20 protein-coding genes are annotated in these 21577 nt (G+C 44.9%); 19 read left to right on the forward strand and 1 reads right to left on the reverse strand.

Annotation, left to right across the window (positions count from 1 at the left end):
• Position 1 precedes the first annotated feature (1 nt).
• From ylqF to pgeF, 4 genes are all read left to right on the forward strand, one after another.
• Positions 2-844 carry a ribosome biogenesis GTPase YlqF gene (gene ylqF / locus ACHZES_RS02155; protein WP_038282967.1) on the forward strand — a complete coding sequence of 281 codons (843 nt, stop codon included), beginning with the start codon at positions 2-4 and terminating at the stop codon, positions 842-844.
• 81 nt (positions 845-925) lie between these two features.
• Complete coding sequence (locus tag ACHZES_RS02160; protein ID WP_038282965.1) at positions 926-1576, forward strand: ribonuclease HII; 651 nt, start codon at positions 926-928, stop codon at positions 1574-1576.
• Entirely contained in the window at positions 1573-1917 is a 345-nt protein-coding gene (locus ACHZES_RS02165) for a YraN family protein (RefSeq protein ID WP_051835247.1), read from the forward strand. The genes ACHZES_RS02160 and ACHZES_RS02165 overlap by 4 nt, the downstream gene beginning before the upstream one ends.
• Positions 1918-1937: 20 nt before the next feature.
• Entirely contained in the window at positions 1938-2795 is an 858-nt protein-coding gene (pgeF, locus tag ACHZES_RS02170; protein WP_395548540.1) for a peptidoglycan editing factor PgeF, read from the forward strand.
• 131 nt (positions 2796-2926) lie between these two features.
• On the opposite strand, the gene ACHZES_RS02175 is transcribed toward pgeF, so the two are convergent.
• Positions 2927-4105, reverse strand: coding sequence for a ribose-phosphate pyrophosphokinase (locus tag ACHZES_RS02175; protein ID WP_038282961.1), 1179 nt, complete (start codon positions 4103-4105; stop codon positions 2927-2929).
• Positions 4106-4305: 200 nt separating this feature from the next.
• On the opposite strand from ACHZES_RS02175, the gene ACHZES_RS02180 reads away from it, so the two are divergent.
• The 15 genes from ACHZES_RS02180 to alaS all read left to right on the forward strand — a co-directional run bounded on the left by ACHZES_RS02180 (position 4306) and on the right by alaS (position 21475).
• Positions 4306-5700 (forward strand): DUF512 domain-containing protein, encoded by a 1395-nt coding sequence (locus tag ACHZES_RS02180; RefSeq protein ID WP_395548539.1) that lies wholly within the window; start codon positions 4306-4308, stop codon positions 5698-5700.
• A 67-nt stretch (positions 5701-5767) separates the two neighbouring features.
• Positions 5768-7096 (forward strand): ribosome biogenesis GTPase Der, encoded by a 1329-nt coding sequence (der, locus tag ACHZES_RS02185; RefSeq protein ID WP_154520685.1) that lies wholly within the window; start codon positions 5768-5770, stop codon positions 7094-7096.
• A gap of 1 nt (position 7097) precedes the next feature.
• Positions 7098-7739, forward strand: a complete 642-nt coding sequence (plsY, locus tag ACHZES_RS02190; RefSeq protein ID WP_089993257.1) for a glycerol-3-phosphate 1-O-acyltransferase PlsY — start codon at positions 7098-7100, stop codon at positions 7737-7739.
• Positions 7740-7754: 15 nt separating this feature from the next.
• Complete coding sequence (locus ACHZES_RS02195) at positions 7755-8762, forward strand: NAD(P)H-dependent glycerol-3-phosphate dehydrogenase (protein WP_038282953.1); 1008 nt, start codon at positions 7755-7757, stop codon at positions 8760-8762.
• A 253-nt stretch (positions 8763-9015) separates the two neighbouring features.
• Positions 9016-10233 carry an ABC transporter substrate-binding protein gene (locus tag ACHZES_RS02200; RefSeq protein WP_051835245.1) on the forward strand — a complete coding sequence of 406 codons (1218 nt, stop codon included), beginning with the start codon at positions 9016-9018 and terminating at the stop codon, positions 10231-10233.
• 100 nt (positions 10234-10333) lie between these two features.
• On the forward strand, positions 10334-11215 hold the full coding sequence (locus ACHZES_RS02205; protein WP_038283162.1) for a branched-chain amino acid ABC transporter permease: 882 nt from the start codon (positions 10334-10336) through the stop codon (positions 11213-11215).
• A 9-nt stretch (positions 11216-11224) separates the two neighbouring features.
• Positions 11225-12301, forward strand: a complete 1077-nt coding sequence (locus tag ACHZES_RS02210) for a branched-chain amino acid ABC transporter permease (protein ID WP_089993265.1) — start codon at positions 11225-11227, stop codon at positions 12299-12301.
• Between the two features lie 2 nt (positions 12302-12303).
• Positions 12304-13062: an ABC transporter ATP-binding protein gene (locus ACHZES_RS02215; protein ID WP_038282949.1), complete on the forward strand. Its 759-nt coding sequence runs from the start codon at positions 12304-12306 to the stop codon at positions 13060-13062.
• Positions 13063-13075: 13 nt separating this feature from the next.
• Complete coding sequence (locus tag ACHZES_RS02220) at positions 13076-13786, forward strand: ABC transporter ATP-binding protein (RefSeq protein ID WP_089993268.1); 711 nt, start codon at positions 13076-13078, stop codon at positions 13784-13786.
• A gap of 144 nt (positions 13787-13930) precedes the next feature.
• On the forward strand, positions 13931-15406 hold the full coding sequence (gene spoIVA / locus ACHZES_RS02225) for a stage IV sporulation protein A (protein ID WP_395548537.1): 1476 nt from the start codon (positions 13931-13933) through the stop codon (positions 15404-15406).
• 43 nt (positions 15407-15449) lie between these two features.
• Positions 15450-17051: an MBL fold metallo-hydrolase RNA specificity domain-containing protein gene (locus tag ACHZES_RS02230; protein WP_038282943.1), complete on the forward strand. Its 1602-nt coding sequence runs from the start codon at positions 15450-15452 to the stop codon at positions 17049-17051.
• A 14-nt stretch (positions 17052-17065) separates the two neighbouring features.
• Positions 17066-17542: a ribonuclease HI gene (gene rnhA, locus ACHZES_RS02235; protein ID WP_038282941.1), complete on the forward strand. Its 477-nt coding sequence runs from the start codon at positions 17066-17068 to the stop codon at positions 17540-17542.
• 129 nt (positions 17543-17671) lie between these two features.
• Entirely contained in the window at positions 17672-18535 is an 864-nt protein-coding gene (locus ACHZES_RS02240; protein ID WP_395548536.1) for a lysozyme inhibitor LprI family protein, read from the forward strand.
• 132 nt (positions 18536-18667) lie between these two features.
• Positions 18668-18817: a hypothetical protein gene (locus tag ACHZES_RS02245; RefSeq protein WP_166429748.1), complete on the forward strand. Its 150-nt coding sequence runs from the start codon at positions 18668-18670 to the stop codon at positions 18815-18817.
• Between the two features lie 51 nt (positions 18818-18868).
• The gene (gene alaS, locus ACHZES_RS02250) at positions 18869-21475 is read left to right on the forward strand and encodes an alanine--tRNA ligase (RefSeq protein ID WP_395548687.1); all 2607 of its coding nucleotides are present in this window, start codon (positions 18869-18871) and stop codon (positions 21473-21475) included.
• The last annotated feature ends 102 nt before the right edge of the window (positions 21476-21577 follow it).

Genomic DNA, 21577 nt, shown 5'->3' on the forward strand with positions numbered 1-21577 from the left:
TATGAATATACAATGGTATCCAGGTCATATGACCAAAGCCAAAAGGGCTATGAAGGAAGATATCAAATTAATTGATTTGATAATAGAACTGGTGGACGCGAGAGTGCCCTTAAGCAGCCGGAATCCTGATATTGATGAATTAGGAGCCGGAAAGGCACGTATCGTTCTGCTTAATAAATCCGATCTTGCGGATGAACGCTGCAACAGTGCTTGGGAGACTTATTTTGTGGCTCAGGGCTGCCACGTTGTTAAGGTGAATTCCAAGAGCGGTGCAGGGTTAAAGCAGATTAACGGTGTTGTTCAGGAAGCTTGCAAGGAGAAAATAGAACGTGACCGCAGAAGAGGAATTTTAAACCGCCCGGTGAGAGCCATGGTGGTAGGTATTCCTAATGTAGGAAAATCCACCTTTATCAACTCCTTTGCAGGAAAAGCATGTACAAAAACAGGAAATAGACCAGGAGTGACAAAAGGGAATCAATGGATCAGGCTTAATAAGAGCTTAGAGCTTCTTGATACCCCCGGTATTTTATGGCCGAAATTTGAGGATCAGCAGGTGGGAATCCGTCTTGCCCTCATTGGTTCCGTCAATGATGAGATACTGAATAAGGATGAACTGGCAATGGAGCTCATCCGTTTCCTGAATGAAAAATATCCCAGAGTTCTTTCTGAAAAATATGGAATAGAAACCGAAGATGCCCTTGAGGCATTAATGCAGGTGGCAAAGGCTAAGGCCTGTCTTGCAAAAGGCGGAGAACTGGACCTGGTAAAGGCTTCGAATCTATTAATTGATGATTTCAGAAGCGGAAAGCTTGGTCGTATGACTCTGGAACTTCCTGCGCAATAACAAGAAATAAATGATAGGGTTTTGCTTTTTGGAAAAAGAGCAAGGCCCTGTTTTTCAATCATAAAATGGGAGCTTAATGAAATGAGAAAATTAACGGAAGAAAAGCTTCAGGCGGAACAGGAGCGCCTGGAGAAGATGAAAGAGTTTGAACGTCAGTATGAGGATCATATCCTGGTCTGCGGAATCGATGAGGCCGGACGCGGACCTCTGGCCGGGCCGGTGGTAGCCGGTGCGGTAATCCTGCCCAGGGCTTGCGAAATCCTTTTTTTAAATGATTCAAAAAAGCTGTCAGAGAAACGGCGGGAAGCCCTTTTTGAAGAAATCCAGGAAAAAGCCTCCGCATTTGCAGTGGGAGTGGTTGGAGCAGACAGGATCGATGAAATAAATATCCTGCAGGCTACCTATGAAGCGATGAGGCTTGCCATAAGCGAATTGGGAGCAGAACCGGAAGTCCTTTTAAATGATGCGGTTACAATCCCGGGAATTACCCTTTCCCAGGTTCCTATCGTCAAGGGAGATGCAAAGAGTGTTTCAATTGCCGCTGCAAGCATTATGGCAAAAGTGACCAGGGATCATATGATGGAGGAATATGACAAATTGTTTCCGGAATATGGTTTTGCAAAGCATAAGGGGTATGGAACGGCAGCTCATATTAACGCCCTAAAGGAGTTTGGCCCCTGTCCCATTCACAGACGCAGCTTTATTAAGAACTTTGTGGGAGGTTGTCTTTGAGGAACAATCGGGAGATTGGAAGCGAATTTGAAGATACGGCCGCAGCATATCTGGAAAGTAAAGGATATGTTATATTAGAACGGAATTTTGGAGACCGTAAGGGAGAAATTGATATCATCGCAAAGGATGGAAGGGAACTCGTCTTTATAGAGGTAAAGTACCGGCGGAACTTAGAAAAAGGAGATCCGGCGGAAGCTGTCCATTTTTCGAAGCAGAAGAAAATCAGGGATGCTGCCAGGAGATATTTGTACCGGTGCCATTTGGGAGAAGACATTCCCTGCCGGTTTGATGTGGTGGCAATTCTGGGACAGGAAATCCGGCTGATTAAAGACGCATTTTAAACAAAGGTGTGATTAAAAATATGTGGAAGCGTAAAGCAAGTGATATAGGAATGGATTATAAGACAGTGGAACAGGTACCTTATTTGTCCTTTCCTATCTTAGAAAAAACAGGGTTGGTGAAGCAGGGATTTTCAACAAAACTGGGAGGCGTCAGCCAGGGAAAGTATGCTACTATGAATTTTACATTTACCCGGGGTGATAATCGGCTGCATGTAATGGAAAACTACCGCAGGATGGGAAAGGCCCTGGGGGTTGATGCAGAGCGGATGGTTTTGTCCTATCAGACCCATACCACGAATGTTAAGCTGGTAACGAAAGAGGATGCGGGGAAAGGCATTGTAAAGGAACGGGATTATGAAGATGTGGATGGATTGATCACCAATATTCCTGGAATTACCCTGGTCACCTTTTATGCAGATTGCGTGCCCCTTTATTTTCTGGATCCAATCCATCAGGCCATTGGGCTCAGCCATTCCGGCTGGAGGGGAACCGTAAAGCGCATGGGAGAAGTTACGGTTAAAAAAATGGAAGAAGCCTTTGGAACAAAGGCAGAGGATGTAATCGCCTGCATCGGCCCCAGCATTTGCAAGGAATGTTACGAGGTAGGAAGCGAAGTAGCCCAGGAGTTTATGAAAGGGTTTGATAAGAAGCATTGGGGCGATATATTAACTGAAAAAAAAGATGGTAAATATATGCTTGATCTTTGGCGGGCGAATGAAATTGTGCTGCTGGAAGCAGGGATAAAGCAGGAGAACATCCAGATTACGGATATCTGTACCCACTGTAATTCAGATCTCTTATTTTCTCATCGGACGACCGGCAATGAGAGAGGGAATCTGGCGGCATTTTTAGGGCTTGCTGAGAAAAACAACGGTTAATCATACGCTTGATTCTTTATCATTTATAAGTTCAAAAAAAGTGAGATGCTGCAAAAGAGCAGCATCTCACTTTTTTGTTAAAACGAAGAGGAACCCTACACCCTCCTGCGTTTGCAGGAGTAAGGTATATCTTATGCCCGATATTTTTTTAACAAATTCTGAATCTTTTCTGTAGAAGAAAGGGCAGTACTAATGGGCACATCATGATTTAAGGAATTCACAATTGCCGCAATGTATTTACTGATGTCTGCCTCCACATACCATTCCCTTTCCAGCAATTCCTTGGGACGGTAATTTAAATTTGTTGTAACGACACAGTCAATGTAGCCCCGGCTGTAATATTCGTCAAATTTAGCAAGTCCGTTGGTGAACAGACCAAACGTACAGCAAACGATTACTTTATCTGCTTTCCGCTCTTTTAATTCCTTTGCCGTATCCAGCATGCTTTCCCCGGAGGAGATCATATCGTCTACGATCAGCACTGTCTTGCCTTCTACGGAGGCACCTAAGAATTCATGGGCAACAATGGGGTTTCGTCCATCAACCACTTTGGAGTAATCCCGTCTTTTATAAAACATACCCATGTCCACGCTTAAGTTGTTTGCCAGGTATACGGCGCGGTCCATGGCACCCTCATCCGGGCTGATTACCATCAAATGTTCTTTGTCAATCTTTAAATCCGGACACTTCCTCAATACTGCCTTGACAAACTGGTAAGTAGGCATGAAATTATCAAATCCGTTTAACGGGATGGCATTCTGGACCCTGGGATCGTGGGCGTCAAAGGTAATGATGTTGCTCACTCCCATATGAACCAGCTCTTCCAAAGCCATGGCACAGTCTAAAGATTCCCTTTTGGTTCTCTTATGCTGGCGGCTTTCATATAAAAACGGCATTATAACACTAACTCTGTGCGCCGTTGCGCTGCATGCACCGATGATCCTTTTTAAATCCTGAAAATGATCATCAGGAGACATATGGTTGGTATAACCATTGACCGTATAGGTTAAGCTGTTATTGGTGACGTCTGCCATCACAAATACGTCCGTGCCCCGGACAGATTCCCTGATAATGCCTTTTGCTTCTCCGCTTCCAAAACGCGGGCATTCGCATTTTAGAAGATAAGAGTCCACATCATATCCGCGATAGTGAAGATCGGCTTTTCGGCGTATAAGCTCCTGGATATCATTTCTGCGGAAACCTACGATGTGGTCGTTTACTTTCCCGGCCAGTTCCCGGCAGCTTTCCAGTGCTGCAATCTTTAAGGAAGCAACAGGTAGCTGGTCGTTAAATACATAATCATTTGCCATGACAAAGATTCCTCCATAATAAATCAACAGCCAGTCGTAAGACTGCCTGCTTTTAATCTTACACCCTTTTATACCATTGATTGACAGAATGCGTCAATAGCCTTGGCAGTATTTCCAGGAAAAAAACAAAAAAGGCTTCCTTTACAAAGAGTAACAATCTTGTTATGATATATTGGAAGCTACAGAAAGGTAAAATTATAATGAGCAAAAGAGGACATATCATAAAAGAAGTTGATCCCGGCTCCATTGCGGATCAGCTGGAACTTGAGCCAGGGGATACAGTCCTGTCCATAGATGGCCATGAACTGGAAGACATTTTTGATTATGAGTATTATATTAACAGCGAGTCCATTCTAATGGCTGTGAAAAAGATGAATGGGGAAGAATGGGAACTGGAAATAGAAAATCAATACGAGGATCTGGGGATCACCTTTGAAAATGGGCTGATGAGCGAGTACAGATCCTGCCGGAATAAATGCATTTTCTGCTTTATTGACCAGATGCCTCCTGGAATGAGAGAAACCCTGTACTTTAAGGATGACGATTCCAGGCTTTCCTTTTTACAGGGAAACTACGTGACGCTGACCAACATGAGCGATCATGATATTGACCGTATCATTAAGTTTAAGCTGGCACCGATCAACATTTCCGTCCATACCACCAATCCCGCCTTAAGGTGTGAGATGCTTCACAACCGGTTTGCAGGCGAAGCCCTGGATAAGATTCAGAGGCTGTATGAGGCTGAGATCCCCATGAATGGACAGATCGTGCTGTGCAAGGGCGTCAATGACGGAAAGGAACTGGATAGGACCATAGAGGATTTATCAAAATACCTTCCATATATGGAGAGCGTTTCAGCAGTTCCTGTTGGAATGTCAAAATACCGGGAAGGTTTATATCCCTTACAGCCGTTTACGGCCGAGGATGCAAAAGAGATCGTGGAAATCATCGGGCGATGGCAGAAAAAGCTTTATAAAACCCACGGAAACCATTTCATTCATGCCAGCGACGAGCTTTATATCCTGGCGGGGCTGCCCTTTCCGGAAGAGAACAATTACGACGGATATATTCAGCTGGAAAACGGCGTAGGCATGCTGCGGCTTTTGGAAGAAGAGATTGTGGCCGCTTTAGAAACCATGAAGGATGACCACAAGTCTGAAGAGATCTCAATCGCAACAGGCACACTCGCTGCTCCTTATATTGTAAGACATTCAAAAATGGTACAGGAAAAATTCCCCGGGCGTGTCATTCACGTTTATCCGATTACCAATGTCTTTTTCGGCGAGCAAATCACAGTGGCAGGCTTAATTACCGGCCAGGATTTAATCGGCCAGCTTAAAGGACAGGCACTGGGCAGGCGGTTATTGCTTCCGGAATGCATGTTCCGAAGCGGAGAAGAGGTATTTCTTGATGACCTGACCCGTCAAGATGTACAAAATGCTTTACAAGTACAGGTAGATATTGTAAAATCAAGCGGTCAGGATTTTGTACAGGCAGTACTTGAGCCGGTAGAAGAGAGTGAAGCTTCTTATGAAGCATATGAACTAAATAGCCTTGCGGGCATACCCTTAAGCTCAAAAGGCATGGACGAATAGAGAAGTACCCTGCGGGTATACCTTTTTGTCCGGAAAGCATGGACGACAAGAAGAAAGGAAATAACATATGAGTAAACCAATAGTTGCCATCGTAGGCCGCCCCAATGTGGGAAAGTCTACGTTGTTTAATGTTTTAGCCGGTGATACCATTTCAATTGTAAAGGACACACCAGGCGTTACCAGGGACCGGATCTATGCAGACTGTACCTGGCTGGATATGAATTTTACCCTGATTGATACAGGAGGGATTGAACCGGACAGCAGCGACGTTATCCTGTCCCAGATGAGGGAGCAGGCGGAGATTGCCATTGCCACCGCAGATGTTATCATCTTTATCGTGGATGTTCGTCAGGGACTTGTGGACTCGGATTCCAAGGTCGCTGACATGCTTCGGAAATCCAAAAAGCCCATCGTCCTTGCTGTCAACAAGGTAGACAGCTTCCAGAAGTTTGGGAATGATGTATATGAGTTCTATAACCTGGGAATCGGGGATCCGGTCCCTGTTTCTGCTGCTTCCAGACTGGGTCTTGGAGAACTTCTTGATGAGGTTGCAAAGCATTTCGGTTCCTTTGATACGGATGAAGAAGAGGATGACAGGCCAAGAATAGCAATTGTAGGAAAGCCAAACGTAGGAAAATCTTCTATTATAAATCAGCTCTTAGGAGAAAACCGGGTCATTGTTTCCAATATTGCAGGCACTACCAGGGATGCGGTGGACACGGAGATCGTTCATAATGGCACGGAGTATGTGTTCATTGATACGGCAGGTTTAAGACGGAAGAGTAAGATTAAAGAGGAGCTGGAGCGCTACAGCATCATCCGTACCGTTACGGCAGTTGAACGGGCCGATGTGGTGGTAGTGGTCATTGACGCAGAAGAAGGCGTAACCGAACAGGACGCTAAAATTGCGGGTATTGCCCATGAACGTGGAAAGGGCATTGTTGTTGCAGTCAACAAATGGGATGCCATTGAAAAGAATGATAAGACCATCTATGAATATACAAATAAGATTAAGAATACTCTGTCCTTTATGCCTTATGCAGAGTACGTATTTATTTCTGCAAAAACCGGACAAAGGATGAATAAGCTGTTCGAGGTGATTGACATGGTACGGGAGAACCAGACCCTTCGGGTAGCTACCGGAGTTTTAAATGAAATTATGACAGAAGCCGTAGCGCTTCAGCAGCCTCCGTCTGATAAGGGCAAACGATTAAGACTCTATTATATCACTCAGGTTGCCGTAAAGCCTCCGACGTTTGTAATCTTTGTAAATGACAAGGAATTGACTCACTTTTCTTATACTAGATACCTGGAAAATAGGATCCGGGATGCATTCGGTTTCAAAGGAACCTCTCTAAAGTTTATATATAGAGAAAGGAGCGGAAAGGAGCAATAGTATGGAACGAATCATCTGTCTTTTTGCTGGTTATTTATTTGGACTCTTACAGTCCGGTTATTTTTACGGTAAGGCTCATAAAATTGACATCCGCAATTACGGAAGCGGTAATTCAGGCACGACCAACGCCTTAAGGGTTATGGGGGCAAAGGCTGGAGCAGTGGTCTTTTTAGGCGATTTCTTAAAGTCATTGCTTCCTTGCCTGATGATCCGGGTTCTGTTCCGATCCCAGCCGGAGATGGTTTATCTTCTGATATTGTATACGGGCTTTGGCGTTATCCTGGGCCATAATTACCCATTCTATCTTAATTTCAAAGGCGGCAAGGGCATTGCTGCCACGGCCGGGCTGATCGTAGCTACTGATTTAAGAATGATGCTTTTATGTCTGGTGGCATTTGTTTTGATCGTTGCTGTTACAAGATATGTATCTTTGGGTTCTCTGGTGGTTGCCACAATCTTTTTCGTATGGCTGTTCCTATTTGGAAGGATTGGTGCATATGGTCTTGATCAAAGATTATTGCCGGAGTTCTACATAGTGACAGCACTGATCAGCGGTCAGGCATTCTGGCGCCACCGGGCAAATATCGGACGTCTTGTCCGTGGCAGAGAGAATAAAATTTCCTTTAAATCAGGAAAAAAATAAAATGAGGTGAAGAAAATGGCTAAAATCGGAGTAATCGGATCTGGGAGCTGGGGAATTGCGCTTGCGGCTCTTCTATATAATAATGGGCATGAGGTAACTGTCTGGTCGGCTCTTCCCGAAGAAATTTCGGAGATGAGATCGACTCACAGGCATCATACCCTTCCGGATCTGGTGCTTGCCGGAGACATGGCTTTTACAGAAGACTTAGAAGAAGCCATGACAGGGAGGGATCTTCTTGTAACTGCAGTTCCTTCTGTTTATGTCCGTTCAACGGCAAGAAAGATGAATCCATTTTGCAGATATGGTCAGGTAGTGGTCAACGTTGCAAAAGGAATTGAAGAAGCTTCTCTTATGACTCTCTCCGAAATATTGGAAGAAGAGCTTCCCATGGCAGATGTGGCAGTCCTTTCCGGTCCCAGCCATGCGGAAGAGGTGAGCAAAAATCTCCCCACCACCTGCGTGGCAGGTGCCCGTACCAGAAAGACAGCGGAATTCATTCAGGGAATTTTTATGAGTGAGGTTTTCCGGGTCTACACAAGCCCTGACATCCTGGGAATCGAGCTTGGATCCTCCATCAAAAATGTCATTGCTCTTGCTGCCGGTATCGCAGACGGACTCGGCTATGGTGATAACACAAAAGCCGCTCTGATCACAAGGGGCATTGCCGAGATATCCAGGCTGGGTACGGAAATGGGCGGTAAATTTCAGACATTTTGCGGATTATCCGGAATCGGAGATCTGATCGTGACCTGTGCAAGTATGCACAGCAGGAACCGGAGAGCCGGAATTCTGATCGGTCAGGGTAAGACTATGGATGAAGCAACAAAAGAAGTGAAGATGGTGGTAGAAGGCATTTATTCTGCCAAAGCCGCTCTGGCACTGTCGGAAAAATACGGCGTTTCCATGCCGATTGTGGAGCAGGTAAATGCAGTTTTATTTAACAACAAACCAGCCTCTGAAGCTGTCAAGGATTTAATGCTTAGGGATAAGACCATTGAAAGTTCTGATCTGCCCTGGGATTAAGAAAGAAACATTTCTCATGTGCAGACCGGAAAAAGGAAATATGTGGATTTTTTTATAATTAAATTAAAACCAGTTGACTTTTTTAAAAAGCCAATTTATTATAAAGACTATGTATACGTCAACGAAGTTCGATCCGCCCCTGGCTTATTGAACAGGTGATTTGCTGGATTCCGGTGTGTATTATCTGCCTCTATCAAGTAAATATTACTAATGGAACCGTATATATAAAACGTTTTATGAGGAGGAATGGATTATGAAAAAATCTATGAAAAAGTTACTGAGCCTTGCCATGGCAATTGCTTTGGCTGCATCTTTAACTGCCTGCGGAAGCGGCAAAACTTCAGAAACCACCGCCGCAGGGGAAAAAGCGGCATCAGGAGAATCCTCGGGAGCAGCTGCTTCTGGAGAAGGTTCTTTTAAAATCGGCGGTATCGGACCGATCACTGGAAGCACAGCGATTTACGGACAGGCTGTTATGCGCGGTGCGGAATTAGCCATTGAAGAAATTAACGCAGATGGCGGAATCAATGGCGCTCAGATTGTTTACAACTTCCAGGATGATGAAAACGATACGGAAAAAGCAGTAAATGCGTACAATACCTTAAAGGATTGGGGTATGCAGATGTTAGTTGGTACTGTTACCTCCGCTCCCTGTATCGCAGTAGGTGCGGAATCCAGTAACGATAACATATTCCAGCTCACTCCTTCCGGTTCAGCCGTAGACTGCGCAAAATTTGAAAACCAGTTCCGTGTATGCTTCTCCGATCCAAACCAGGGAGCAGCTTCCGCACAGTACATTGGTGAGAACAAGCTGGCTACCAAGGTCGCTATTATTTATGACAGTTCCGATGTTTATTCATCTGGTATCCATGATAAATTCCTCTCTGAAGCAGCAAATCAGGGAATTGAAATTGTGTCTGATGAGGCATTTACCGCAGACAACAATACCAACTTCTCCGTACAGCTTCAGAAGGCACAGGATTCAGGCGCTGAGCTTGTATTCCTTCCGATCTACTATTCCCAGGCTGCCTTAATCCTTGCACAGGCAAAGCAGATGGGATATGAGCCACAGTTCTTTGGCTGTGACGGACTTGACGGACTTTTAACCGTAGAAAACTTTGATACTTCCTTAGCTGAAAACGTCATGCTTCTGACACCATTTGCTGCTGATGCAAAGGATGAACTGACCCAGAAGTTTGTTACTACATTCAAAGAGAAATACGGCGAAACACCAAACCAGTTTGCTGCCGATGGTTATGATGCAGTATACGCCATTAAGGCTGCTGCTGAAAAGGCTGCGATTACAGCAGACATGGATGCTTCTGCAATCTGCGATGCTTTAAAGACATCTATGACAGAAATTTCCGTAAACGGCTTAACAGGCGAGAACATGAAATGGTCCAAAGACGGAGAACCGGATAAGGCACCAAAAGCTGTTAAGATCGTAAATGGTGTTTACACAGCGATGTAATTACTGAATTTCATTCATTTGGTAAATGACCCAATAGAGGGTCGTCCAGAGGACGACTCTCTTCTTTTAAAATAAACAACGAATGAGGTGCGATGGTATGATGAGTTTCATATCCTATTTTATTAATGGCCTAAGTCTGGGCAGTGTTTATGCGATCATTGCCTTGGGGTATACCATGGTATATGGCATTGCCAAGATGCTTAATTTTGCTCATGGCGATGTAATTATGATCGGAGGATACGTGGTGTTCACAGTTGTCAGCACAATGGGCCTTGGCCCTGTTGCCGGCATACTTCTTGCAGTGATCCTATGCACGGTACTTGGCGTTGTCATTGAGGGGGTCGCTTACCGTCCTCTCCGTATGGCAAGCCCTCTTGCGGTTCTGATCACGGCAATCGGTGTGAGCTACCTGCTCCAAAACATCGCACTGCTCGTTTTTGGTTCTAATCCGAAGTCCTTTACTTCTGTCGTAACAGTTCCGGCTCTTAAGCTTTTACAGGGAAAACTGATTATTTCCGGTGAGACCATTGTTACGATCATCAGCTGTATCATCATTATGATCGGTCTGACGATGTTTATCAAAAAAACAAGAGCAGGACAGGCCATGCTTGCCGTATCGGAAGATAAAGGAGCCGCCCAGCTCATGGGAATTAACGTGGACGGAACCATTGCCCTTACTTTTGCTATCGGCTCTGCCCTGGCTGCTGTGGCAGGTGCCCTTCTTTGTTCCGCCTATCCGACCCTTACCCCCTATACCGGCTCCATGCCAGGCATTAAGGCATTCGTGGCTGCCGTATTTGGCGGGATCGGCTCCATTCCTGGAGCGTTTATCGGCGGACTTTTATTGGGCGTGATTGAAAACTTAAGCAAGGCTTATATTTCTTCCCAGCTTTCCGATGCCATCGTATTTGGAGTCCTGATTGTCGTTCTTCTTGTAAAACCAACCGGAATCCTTGGCAAGAAGATCAACGAGAAAGTATAGGTGGACGATATGGAAAAAAGTATGAAGATAAATTTCCGTCTGAATAAGACATTAAGAAGCAATATAATAACCTATGGGATTGTGATTGCTGCCTATATAATTGTACAGCTTCTGGTAAATGCAGGCCAGGTAAGCAACTTAATGAAGGGCCTCTTGGTACCCATTTGCATTTATACCATTATGGCAATATCCTTAAACTTAACCGTAGGCATCCTTGGGGAACTAAGTCTGGGTCACGCAGGTTTCATGTGTGTGGGAGCCTTTTCCAGCGCCTTGTTTTCCATTTCCATGCTGGAAGCCATCCCCAATGCGGGAATCCGTTTCTTTTTCGCTATTTTAATTGGAGCGTTCTTTGCGGCACTGGCTGGCATTGTGGTTGGAATTCCTGTTTTAAGGCTTCGGGGCGATTATTTAGCCATTGTTACCCTGGCATTTGGAGAAATCATTAAGAATGTGATAAACGTGGTTTATATTGGAAAAGATGCTAGCGGGCTTCATTTTTCCACAAAAAACGCGATGGCTCTCAATATGGCAAAAGAGGGGACAGTGATCATAAACGGTGCCCAGGGAATTACGGGAACGCCTAAAAACTCCACATTTACCATTGGTGTTATCCTTATATTGATCACACTGGTAATTGTTCTGAATTTAATTCACTCCAGATCCGGACGGGCCATTATGTCTGTACGAGACAACCGCATTGCGGCGGAGTCCATTGGTATCAATATAACAAAATACAAATTAATGGCCTTCACCATTTCCGCTGCCTTAGCAGGCGTGGCCGGTGTTCTGTATTCCCATAACCTTTCCGCACTTACTGCAACACAGAAGAATTTTGGCTATAACCAGTCCATTATGATTCTTGTATTTGTAGTTCTCGGCGGAATCGGAAATATCCGTGGTTCCATGATCGCTGCAGTTCTTCTGACTCTGCTTCCGGAGCTTTTGAGAGGCTTAAATACCTACCGGATGCTGATTTACGCCATCATCCTGATTGTCATGATGATTTTTAACTGGAGTCCTAAATTAATTGATTTAAGGAAACGGTATTTCCATAAGAACAGGGCAGAGAAGGAGAGGGCATAACCATGGCTTTACTGGAAATCGATAATCTTGGAATATCCTTTGGCGGATTGCGCGCCGTAGATAATTTCAGCATCACCATTGAAAAAGGACAGCTTTATGGTCTGATCGGCCCAAACGGTGCCGGTAAAACCACAATTTTTAACCTTTTAACCGGTGTATATAAACCCAATACAGGTACCATTTTATTGGATGGAGAGAACATAACAGGGAAAAAAACAGTGGATATTAACAGGGCCGGAATCGCTAGGACCTTTCAGAATATCCGTCTGTTTAAGGAATTAACTGTTCTTGATAATGTTAAAACCGGTCTTCACAACGCTTATTCCTATGGGACGGTTACAGGAATTCTCCGCCTACCTAAGTATTTTAAAGTGGAAAAAGAGATGGATGAGCGGGCCATAGAGCTTTTAAAAGTATTTGGCCTTGATGAGGAAAAGGATATCCTCGCTTCCAACCTTCCATATGGAAAGCAGAGGAAGCTGGAGATCGCCCGTGCCCTTGCCACAGGTCCTAAGCTTTTGCTTCTGGATGAACCGGCAGCCGGTATGAATCCCAACGAAACCACAGAGCTTATGGATACCATACGCTTTGTACGGGATAATTTTGATATGACCATTCTGCTCATTGAACACGATATGAAGCTTGTTTCCGGCATCTGTGAAAGACTGACCGTACTGAATTTCGGCCAGGTGCTTACCCAGGGAAAAACGGCGGATGTGCTTAATGATCCGGAAGTCATCAAGGCATATCTGGGAGAATAAGGAGGCTTATGGAATGGCATTACTTGAAGTAAAAGATTTAGAAGTCTATTATGGCGTCATCAAGGCGCTTAAAAATATTTCCTTTGAGGTAAATGAAGGTGAAATCGTAGCCTTAATCGGCGCCAACGGCGCCGGAAAGACCACGACCCTTCATACCATAACCGGCCTTTTAAAATCGGCCTCCGGTACCATCCAGTTTGACGGCCACGATATCACAAAAATTCGTGGTGATAAAATTGTGGGCATGGGTATGGCTCATGTACCGGAAGGACGGCGGGTTTTTGCAGCTTTAAGCGTTTATGAAAATTTAAAGCTGGGCGCTTATACAAGACGGGATAAAAATGAGATTGAAGAAACCCTGCAGATGATCTACAAACGTTTCCCAAGGCTTCTGGAGAGAAAGAACCAGCCTGCGGGAACTCTAAGCGGCGGAGAGCAGCAGATGTTGGCCATGGGACGTGCACTTATGAGCCATCCGAAGGTTATCGTGCTTGACGAGCCCTCCATGGGACTTTCTCCGATTTATGTGAATGAGATTTTTGATATCATTCAGGAGGTCAATAAGTCAGGAACCACGGTTCTGCTGGTAGAACAAAACGCGAAAAAAGCTTTGTCTATTGCAAACCGCGCTTATGTTTTGGAAACAGGAGCCATTGTTTTAAGCGGCGATGCTCATGAGCTGATGAATAATGACTCGGTAAAGAAGGCATATCTAAGCGAATAATCATATGGCTTACTAAGAATCGTAAATTTTTAAGGATGGCAAAAGAAGTGTAAAAGCTTTTTTGCCATCCTTTAATTTTTTTCTTTTTCAGAATAATCCTTTCTCCCATGCATATAGTATAACAGCACAGAAGGGGGAATCTTTATGGACAATTATAACGTATACAATGATATCAAAGCCCGAACCAACGGAGAAATCTACATCGGAGTTGTGGGGCCGGTAAGAACAGGAAAATCGACATTTATCAAGCGTTTTATGGAATTAATGGTTCTGCCGGGCATGGAGGATGAACACCAGAAAACTCAAACAAGGGACGAACTGCCCCAGAGTGCGGCAGGAAAAACCATCATGACCACGGAACCCAAATTCATCCCCAAAGAAGCGGCCATCATCCGTCTGGGAGATGAAATCGAAACAAAAGTCCGCTTAATCGACTGTGTAGGCTTTATGGTAGACGGTGCTGCCGGCCACATTGAAAATGATGAGGAACGGCTGGTGAAGACACCCTGGTTTGATTACGAGATACCTTTTACAAAAGCAGCAGAAATCGGTACCAGAAAGGTTATTAATGACCATTCTACCATTGGCGTAGTCATAACCACAGACGGTTCCATCGGCGAATTGAAGCGTCCCAACTACATAGCTGCAGAAGAGCGCACCGTACAGGAATTAAGAAACTTAGGGAAACCATTTATCATTCTGCTCAATTCTGCAAAGCCGTATTCCGATGAAACGGCGGCACTCTCAAGGGATATGAGCCAGAAATATGGGGTAACGGTTTTGCCCATTAACTGTGAACAGTTAAAAAAGGATGATGTAAACAACATTCTTGAACGGGTATTAAAGGAATTCCCCGTAACGGAAATGGATTTCTTTATTCCCAAATGGCTTGAGATCCTCCCTGCTACCCACTGGCTGAAGGCCCAGGTCATCCAGGCTGCAAAAGATATGGTTAAAAAAGTATCCCACATGAAGGACGTATCACCAGACTTATTTGACGGGTCAACTGAAAGCGTCCGGTCTATTAAGATCCAAAACTTAAATATGGCCGACGGCAGCGTATCCGTTGCCATGGATGTAGATGACAGTTATTATTATCAGATTTTAAGTGATTACGTAGGACTTCCGATTGAGGGAGAATACCAGTTGATGCAAACCTTAAGCGAGCTTTCAAAAATGAAGGCAGAATACGAAAAGGTCAATCAGGCCATGAGTCAGGTTCGTTTCAAAGGTTATGGAATCGTGACCCCGGAACGGTCCGAGATTATACTGGATGAACCGGAAGTCATTAAGCACGGGAATAAATACGGAGTAAAAATGCGGGCAGAAGCACCTTCCATCAATTTAATTAAAGCCCATATCCAGACGGAGATCGCCCCCATTGTTGGAAGCGAACAGCAGGCAGAAGATTTGATCGCTTACATTAAAGAAAATGCAAGAGAAAGCGAAGACGGAATATGGAATACCAATATCTTTGGAAAATCCATTGAACAGATCGTTGAAGACGGCATTCAGCAAAAGGTCTCCCAGCTTACAGAAGACTGTCAAATAAAACTTCAGGACACCCTCCAAAAAATAATTAACGATAGTAATGGCGGTATGATTTGCATTATTATCTAAATTAATGGTATAATACAAAAAACAGGTACAAAAGGAGGGCTATATGAAATTAATGTTCATCGGCGCAGCCCGCGAGGTAACCGGGAGCTGTCATTATCTGGAAGCTGCCGGTTTTAAAATCCTTGTGGACTGCGGTATGGAGCAGGGGATTGATAAATTTGTAAATGTGGATCTGCCGGTCAGCTATGCGGAAATCGATTATGTTCTTTTGACCCATGCTCATATCGATCATGCAGGAATGCTTCCTTTTATCTATGCAAGAGGGTTCCGGGGACAGGTGATCTCCACAGTGGCAACCGCCGACCTTTGCGGCATTATGCTGAAGGACAGCGCCCATATTCAGGAGTCAGAAACAGAGTGGAAGAACAGAAAAGCCAGGCGGGCAGGACTCCCGGAAGAAGAACCCCTGTACGGAATAAATGATGCCATGGGCGTATTGGAGCTGTTTCATTCCTACAATTACAACGAAAAGGTGGAACTGGAGGATGGCTTTACAATCCGCTTTATAGACGTAGGCCATCTTCTTGGTTCCGCCTCTGTTGAAATCTGGATCACAGAAAGCGGGACCTCTAGAAAAATCGTATTTTCCGGTGATATTGGCAACAAGAACAAACCCTTAATCCGTGACCCTCACTACATAAAAGAGGCGGATTATGTGGTTATGGAATGCACCTACGGAGACCGGCTTCACGGTGTGATACCGGATCATGTTTCCATCCTTGCAGGAATTGTCCAGAAGACCCTTGACAGAGGCGGAAACGTGGTAATACCCGCATTTGCAGTAGGAAGGACCCAGGAGCTCCTCTATATGTTCCGCCGTATCAAAGCAGAGAAATTGGTCACCGGTCACGACGGGTTTGAGGTTTATGTCGACAGCCCTCTGGCAGTGGAAGCAACCCAGATTTTTAAAGATAATCTGGTAGACTGCTACGATGAAGAAACAAAGGAACTGGTTATGAAAGGCATCAACCCCATTTCCTTTCCAGGCCTAAAGCTGTCGGTTACCAGTGAAGAATCCAAGAACATTAATTTTAATTCAAAACCAAAAGTGATCATATCAGCGGCAGGCATGTGTGATGCAGGCCGTATCCGCCATCACTTAAAGCATAATTTATGGAGACGGTCATGTACCATTGTTTTTACCGGATACCAGTCCATAGGAACACTGGGAAGAAGCCTGATTGAAGGCTGCAGTGAAGTAAGACTATTTGGCGAAACCATTCAGGTGGAAGCCCATATAGAACAGATGGAGGGAATGAGTTCCCACGCAGATATGGAAGGATTGATTGCCTGGTTGAATGCTTTTGAAGAAAAACCGCGACAAGTATTTCTGGTACACGGTGATGATCAGGTTTGCAGCTCCTTTGAACAGCTCCTTGAGAAGGATTACGGATATAGGGTAAAGGCCCCTCACTCCGGTTCTGTTTATGATCTATCTCTAGGAAGATGGCTGGATGAAACAGAGGGTGTTGCAGTTGTCAAAGCACCGGAAATCTCAAAAAAACCAGTGGGTGTTTATGGAAGGCTTTTTGCTGCCGGCGAAAGGCTTTTGCAGGTTATCCGTCACAACGAAGGCGGAGCCAACAAGGATCTTGCCAAATTTGCGGATCAAATTAATTCATTATGTGATAAATGGGATAGATAAGGAGAACAAAAGAAGTGACGAATGTACAATTATTTACCGACGGAGCTGCAAGAGGAAACCCCGATGGGCCGGGAGGCTATGGTGCGGTTTTGCAATTTACGGATTCCAAAGGGCAGCTCCACGAAAAAACCATGTCGGCGGGATATGTAAAGACCACCAACAACCGTATGGAACTTATGGCGGCCATTGCAGGTCTGGAAGCACTTACCAGGCCCTGCAAGGTAGAATTATACTCTGATTCTAAATATGTGACGGACGCATTTAATCAGCATTGGATTGATAACTGGGTAAAAAACAACTGGAAAAGAGGCAAAAGCGGCCCTGTAAAGAACATTGATCTATGGGAACGGCTGTTAAGGGCCATGGAACCTCATCAGGTAAGTTTTCACTGGGTAAAGGGACATGCTGGTCACCCGCAGAATGAACGGTGTGATGTCCTGGCTACAAGCGCTGCGGATGGAGATGATCTGCTGATCGACGAAGGGATATGATATGGCAAGCAAGGAAAATGTCAAAAACTTACATATCTCTTACAATGTCTTACTAATTGCGAATTCCTATTTTCTTTCTTTTTTATTTGTGCTATGTTATTTTCATCAACTAGGTTAGGATGATATTTCATGAATAAAAATAGAGGAATTTGGATTGTAATCGGAAGCATTCTGGTCATTGGAATCCTCATAACCCTTGCCACATCCAGTTTTGTTAAAAGCAAGGAAAATGATTCGGATCCTTTGGGAATTACCGGGCTTTCTAACTCCGAAATTCCGGATGCTCATGCAGAAGCAAAAGCTTATGGCGGAACGCCGGAATTGTTTTCAGCGGATGCGGCGGCTCCTCAGGAAGCACCTGCTTCCGCAGAGGACTCAAAGATGAGGAAGGTCGGTCCGGCTGCTGCTCCAATCGCCGAAACTGCTGTGGAGAACAGATCCCAGCCGGCAGAAGCCGAATTTCGGATGAAAAGTGCTGCAGTTTCCGATCAGGCAGAAGCGGCCCCCCAGGCAGTAGAAAGCTCTAATGAGGCTTCCACTGGGGAAATCGTAATCTCGCCAATAAGTCCGGATTTAAAAAGCAGGCAGGCGAATGCTGCCGCTCCTATGGAAGGGGCAGCCTATTATCAGAAGCACTTACTGGAACTGGATGCCCAGATCAAAAAGATGCGGGGGGAATCAGGAGATTCCAATACCTATTCCATGAAGGCTCTGGTGGAAAAAGAACTAAAGCTGTGGACCAGGGAACAGAATGCGATTTATGCCGCTATTATAGAGGGGCTGACTGACGAAGATAAGGAAGCCCTTGAAACCACACAGCAGGCATGGATCAAAAGCAGGGATGCAAAGGCAGAGGAGGCCGCAAAAAAATATAGCGGCGGAAGTCTGGAAGAGGTTGAGTACACGGCTTCCATGGCAGAATCCACGAGGGCGCGGGCCTATGATCTGGTAACGGAATACATGGATGTTCTCTCTTCGGAAGATGGACAGTAAAAAGTACGGTATTTGCCGTACTTTTTATTTTGTTCGAAAAAAATTCCATAGCTACATCTTGATAAATAAAATCCCATATGATAGGATAGTAAAATGAGTGATACTATATGAATTTTTCGGGAGGAAAAAAATATGACAGCTATATTTGCAAGTTTATTGGAGGCCGCGATAAAATTTCTGTTCTTCCTGTTTCTTGCTTGGGGCGGTATCGTATGCGGCAAGAAATACAGAGATCATAAGGATGCCGTAAACAGCGGCAGTGCGACAAAAGAGACAAAATAGCAAACGGAGGACAGTAACGTGAAGAACTACGGTGTGAATGAACTGAGGAGAATGTTCCTTGAATTTTTTGAAAGTAAGGGACATCTGGCGATGAAAAGCTTCTCCCTGGTTCCGCATAATGATAACAGCTTGTTGTTAATCAACTCGGGCATGGCTCCCCTTAAGCCATATTTTACAGGCCAGGAAATCCCGCCAAGAAAAAGGGTGACTACCTGTCAGAAGTGTATCCGGACAGGAGATATTGAGAACGTTGGCAAGACCGCTCGCCACGGCACATTCTTTGAGATGCTGGGAAACTTTTCCTTTGGGGATTATTTTAAGGATGAGGCGATTCACTGGTCATGGGAATTTTTGACCCAGGTAGTCGGTCTTGACCCGGACAGGCTGTATCCCTCCGTATATCTGGAAGATGATGAGGCCTTTGAAATCTGGAATAAGAAAATCGGCATTGCGCCTGAGCGAATTTTCCGTTTGGGTAAGGCAGACAATTTCTGGGAGCACGGCGCAGGTCCCTGCGGCCCCTGTTCTGAGATTTACTACGACAGAGGAGAGAAGTACGGCTGCGGCAAGCCAGACTGTACCGTTGGCTGTGAATGCGACCGTTATATGGAAGTGTGGAATAATGTATTCACACAGTTTGAAAATGACGGCAATGGAAATTATGAGGAATTGCAGCAGAAAAACATTGATACCGGCATGGGCCTTGAGCGTCTGGCCGTAGTTGTTCAGGATGTTGATTCCATTTTTGATGTTGATACAATAAAAGCTCTTTTAACCCGTGTGGCTGAACTGGCCAGAACAGAATACAAGAAGGATCTTGATGTGGATGTATCTCTTCGATTGATTACAGATCACGTCCGTTCCTGTACCTTTATGATATCCGATGGCATCATGCCCTCCAATGAAGGAAGGGGCTATGTTCTCCGCCGCCTTTTAAGAAGAGCAGCCCGTCACGGAAGACTTTTGGGAATCGAAGGAAAATTCCTTGCAGACTTATCCACCACCGTAATTGACCTATCTAAGGATGGGTATCCGGAGCTGGAAGAAAAGAAAGAGATGATTCTAAAAGTTCTGACCCAGGAGGAAGACAAGTTCAATAAGACCATAGACCAGGGCCTTGCCATTCTTGGTGAGCTGGAAGAGGAGATGATCAAAGAGAAAGTCACCATCCTTTCCGGCGAGAATGCCTTCAAATTATATGATACTTATGGATTCCCCCTTGATCTGACTTTGGAGATTCTGGAAGAAAAGAATTTCGGAGTCGATGAAGACGGCTTTAAAGCTGCCATGCAAAAGCAAAGGGAAACAGCCAGAAATGCCAGAAAGACTACCAATTACATGGGTGCAGACGTCACTGTCTACCAATCCATTGATCCAACCATTACAACGGAGTTTATCGGCTATGATAAGCTGGTTTGTGACTCCAAAATCCTTGTCCTCACCTCGGAAACAGACTTGGTGGAGGCGCTTACCGACGGAGAGACCGGAACGATCGTGACGGAACAGACCGTATTTTACGGAACCATGGGAGGCCAGCAGGGCGATGTTGGCAGGATTGTAAGTGATATGGGCGAATTTAAGGTGGAAGATACCATCCATTTACAGGGTGGAAAAGTGGGCCATGTGGGCAGAATGATAAAGGGAATGCTGCAGACTGGTGATGTGGTTACCTTAAAGGTTTGTGAGAACAACCGCCTGAATACAGGGAAAAACCACAGTGCAACCCATCTTCTCCAGAAAGCCTTAAGAGCTGTTCTGGGCAATCATGTGGAACAGGCCGGTTCCTTCGTTGACGGAGACAGACTGCGTTTCGACTTTACTCATTTCTCAGCCATGACACTTCAAGAGATTGACCAGGTGGAAACACTTGTAAATGAGAAAATCAAGGAATCTCTTCCTGTAAAAACGGAAATCATGACGTTAGAGGAAGCTAAAAAATCTGGTGCTATGGCACTGTTTGGGGAAAAATACGGTGATACGGTCCGCGTAGTAAAGATGGGAGACTTTTCCACGGAACTTTGCGGCGGCACCCATATTAACAATACGGGAGTCATCGGCTCCTTTAAGATCCTGTCCGAAACCGGTATTGCAGCCGGAGTCCGGAGAATCGAAGCTCTGACCGGAGACGGCCTGATGCATTATTATCAGGAAACAGAAAAGGAACTTCATGAAGCGGCAAAGACTGCCAAGACAACGCCTTCATCCCTGACGGCAAAAATCGAATCTCTTTTAGAAGAAATAAAAGCCCTGCATTCTGAGAATGAAAAGTTAAAAAGCAAACTTGCAAAAGATTCTCTTGGAAATGTAATGGAACAGGTAAAAGAAATTAAGGGAGTAAAGGTCCTTGCCACAAAAGTTCTTGATGTGGATATGAATGGACTCCGCAATTTAGGCGACCAGCTGAAAGATAAATTAGGCGACGGAGTCATTGTAATCGCCTCTATTCAGGATGATAAAGTGAATCTGATGGCTACTGTCACGGAGGAAGCGCAGAAGAAGGGAGCCCATGCAGGCAACTTGATCAAAGCCATTGCTTCCTTAGTCGGCGGAGGCGGCGGCGGACGTCCGAATATGGCTCAGGCAGGCGGAAAAAATCCGGCAGGAGTCGATGCGTGCCTTGAAAAAGTTACAGAAGTTGTTGCAGAACAACTGAATTAACAAGGGAAACATTAAGAAAAATATAAAAGTTTTTCTTGACGTATGGCAAAATTATGCTATAATCATATCAGTGCTATAAAATACCCAAACAGTTGTATTATG

Origin of the sequence: Lacrimispora sanguinis (assembly GCF_044987295.1) — a bacterium.
GTDB classification, from domain to species: domain Bacteria; phylum Bacillota; class Clostridia; order Lachnospirales; family Lachnospiraceae; genus Lacrimispora; species Lacrimispora celerecrescens_B.

Coding starts and splice junctions, on each gene's coding strand:
- ACHZES_RS02240 (WP_395548536.1), top strand. CDS start 17,672: ATGAATAAAAATAGAGGAATTTGGATTGTAATCGGAAGCATTCTGGTC.
- ACHZES_RS02180 (WP_395548539.1), top strand. CDS start 4,306: ATGAGCAAAAGAGGACATATCATAAAAGAAGTTGATCCCGGCTCCATT.
- spoIVA (WP_395548537.1), top strand. CDS start 13,931: ATGGACAATTATAACGTATACAATGATATCAAAGCCCGAACCAACGGA.
- pgeF (WP_395548540.1), top strand. CDS start 1,938: ATGTGGAAGCGTAAAGCAAGTGATATAGGAATGGATTATAAGACAGTG.
- ACHZES_RS02230 (WP_038282943.1), top strand. CDS start 15,450: ATGAAATTAATGTTCATCGGCGCAGCCCGCGAGGTAACCGGGAGCTGT.
- ACHZES_RS02205 (WP_038283162.1), top strand. CDS start 10,334: ATGAGTTTCATATCCTATTTTATTAATGGCCTAAGTCTGGGCAGTGTT.
- ACHZES_RS02175 (WP_038282961.1), bottom strand. CDS start 4,105: ATGGCAAATGATTATGTATTTAACGACCAGCTACCTGTTGCTTCCTTA.
- ACHZES_RS02210 (WP_089993265.1), top strand. CDS start 11,225: ATGGAAAAAAGTATGAAGATAAATTTCCGTCTGAATAAGACATTAAGA.
- ACHZES_RS02220 (WP_089993268.1), top strand. CDS start 13,076: ATGGCATTACTTGAAGTAAAAGATTTAGAAGTCTATTATGGCGTCATC.
- der (WP_154520685.1), top strand. CDS start 5,768: ATGAGTAAACCAATAGTTGCCATCGTAGGCCGCCCCAATGTGGGAAAG.
- ACHZES_RS02245 (WP_166429748.1), top strand. CDS start 18,668: ATGACAGCTATATTTGCAAGTTTATTGGAGGCCGCGATAAAATTTCTG.
- ACHZES_RS02160 (WP_038282965.1), top strand. CDS start 926: ATGAGAAAATTAACGGAAGAAAAGCTTCAGGCGGAACAGGAGCGCCTG.
- alaS (WP_395548687.1), top strand. CDS start 18,869: ATGTTCCTTGAATTTTTTGAAAGTAAGGGACATCTGGCGATGAAAAGC.
- ACHZES_RS02200 (WP_051835245.1), top strand. CDS start 9,016: ATGAAAAAATCTATGAAAAAGTTACTGAGCCTTGCCATGGCAATTGCT.
- ACHZES_RS02215 (WP_038282949.1), top strand. CDS start 12,304: ATGGCTTTACTGGAAATCGATAATCTTGGAATATCCTTTGGCGGATTG.
- ACHZES_RS02195 (WP_038282953.1), top strand. CDS start 7,755: ATGGCTAAAATCGGAGTAATCGGATCTGGGAGCTGGGGAATTGCGCTT.
- ylqF (WP_038282967.1), top strand. CDS start 2: ATGAATATACAATGGTATCCAGGTCATATGACCAAAGCCAAAAGGGCT.
- plsY (WP_089993257.1), top strand. CDS start 7,098: ATGGAACGAATCATCTGTCTTTTTGCTGGTTATTTATTTGGACTCTTA.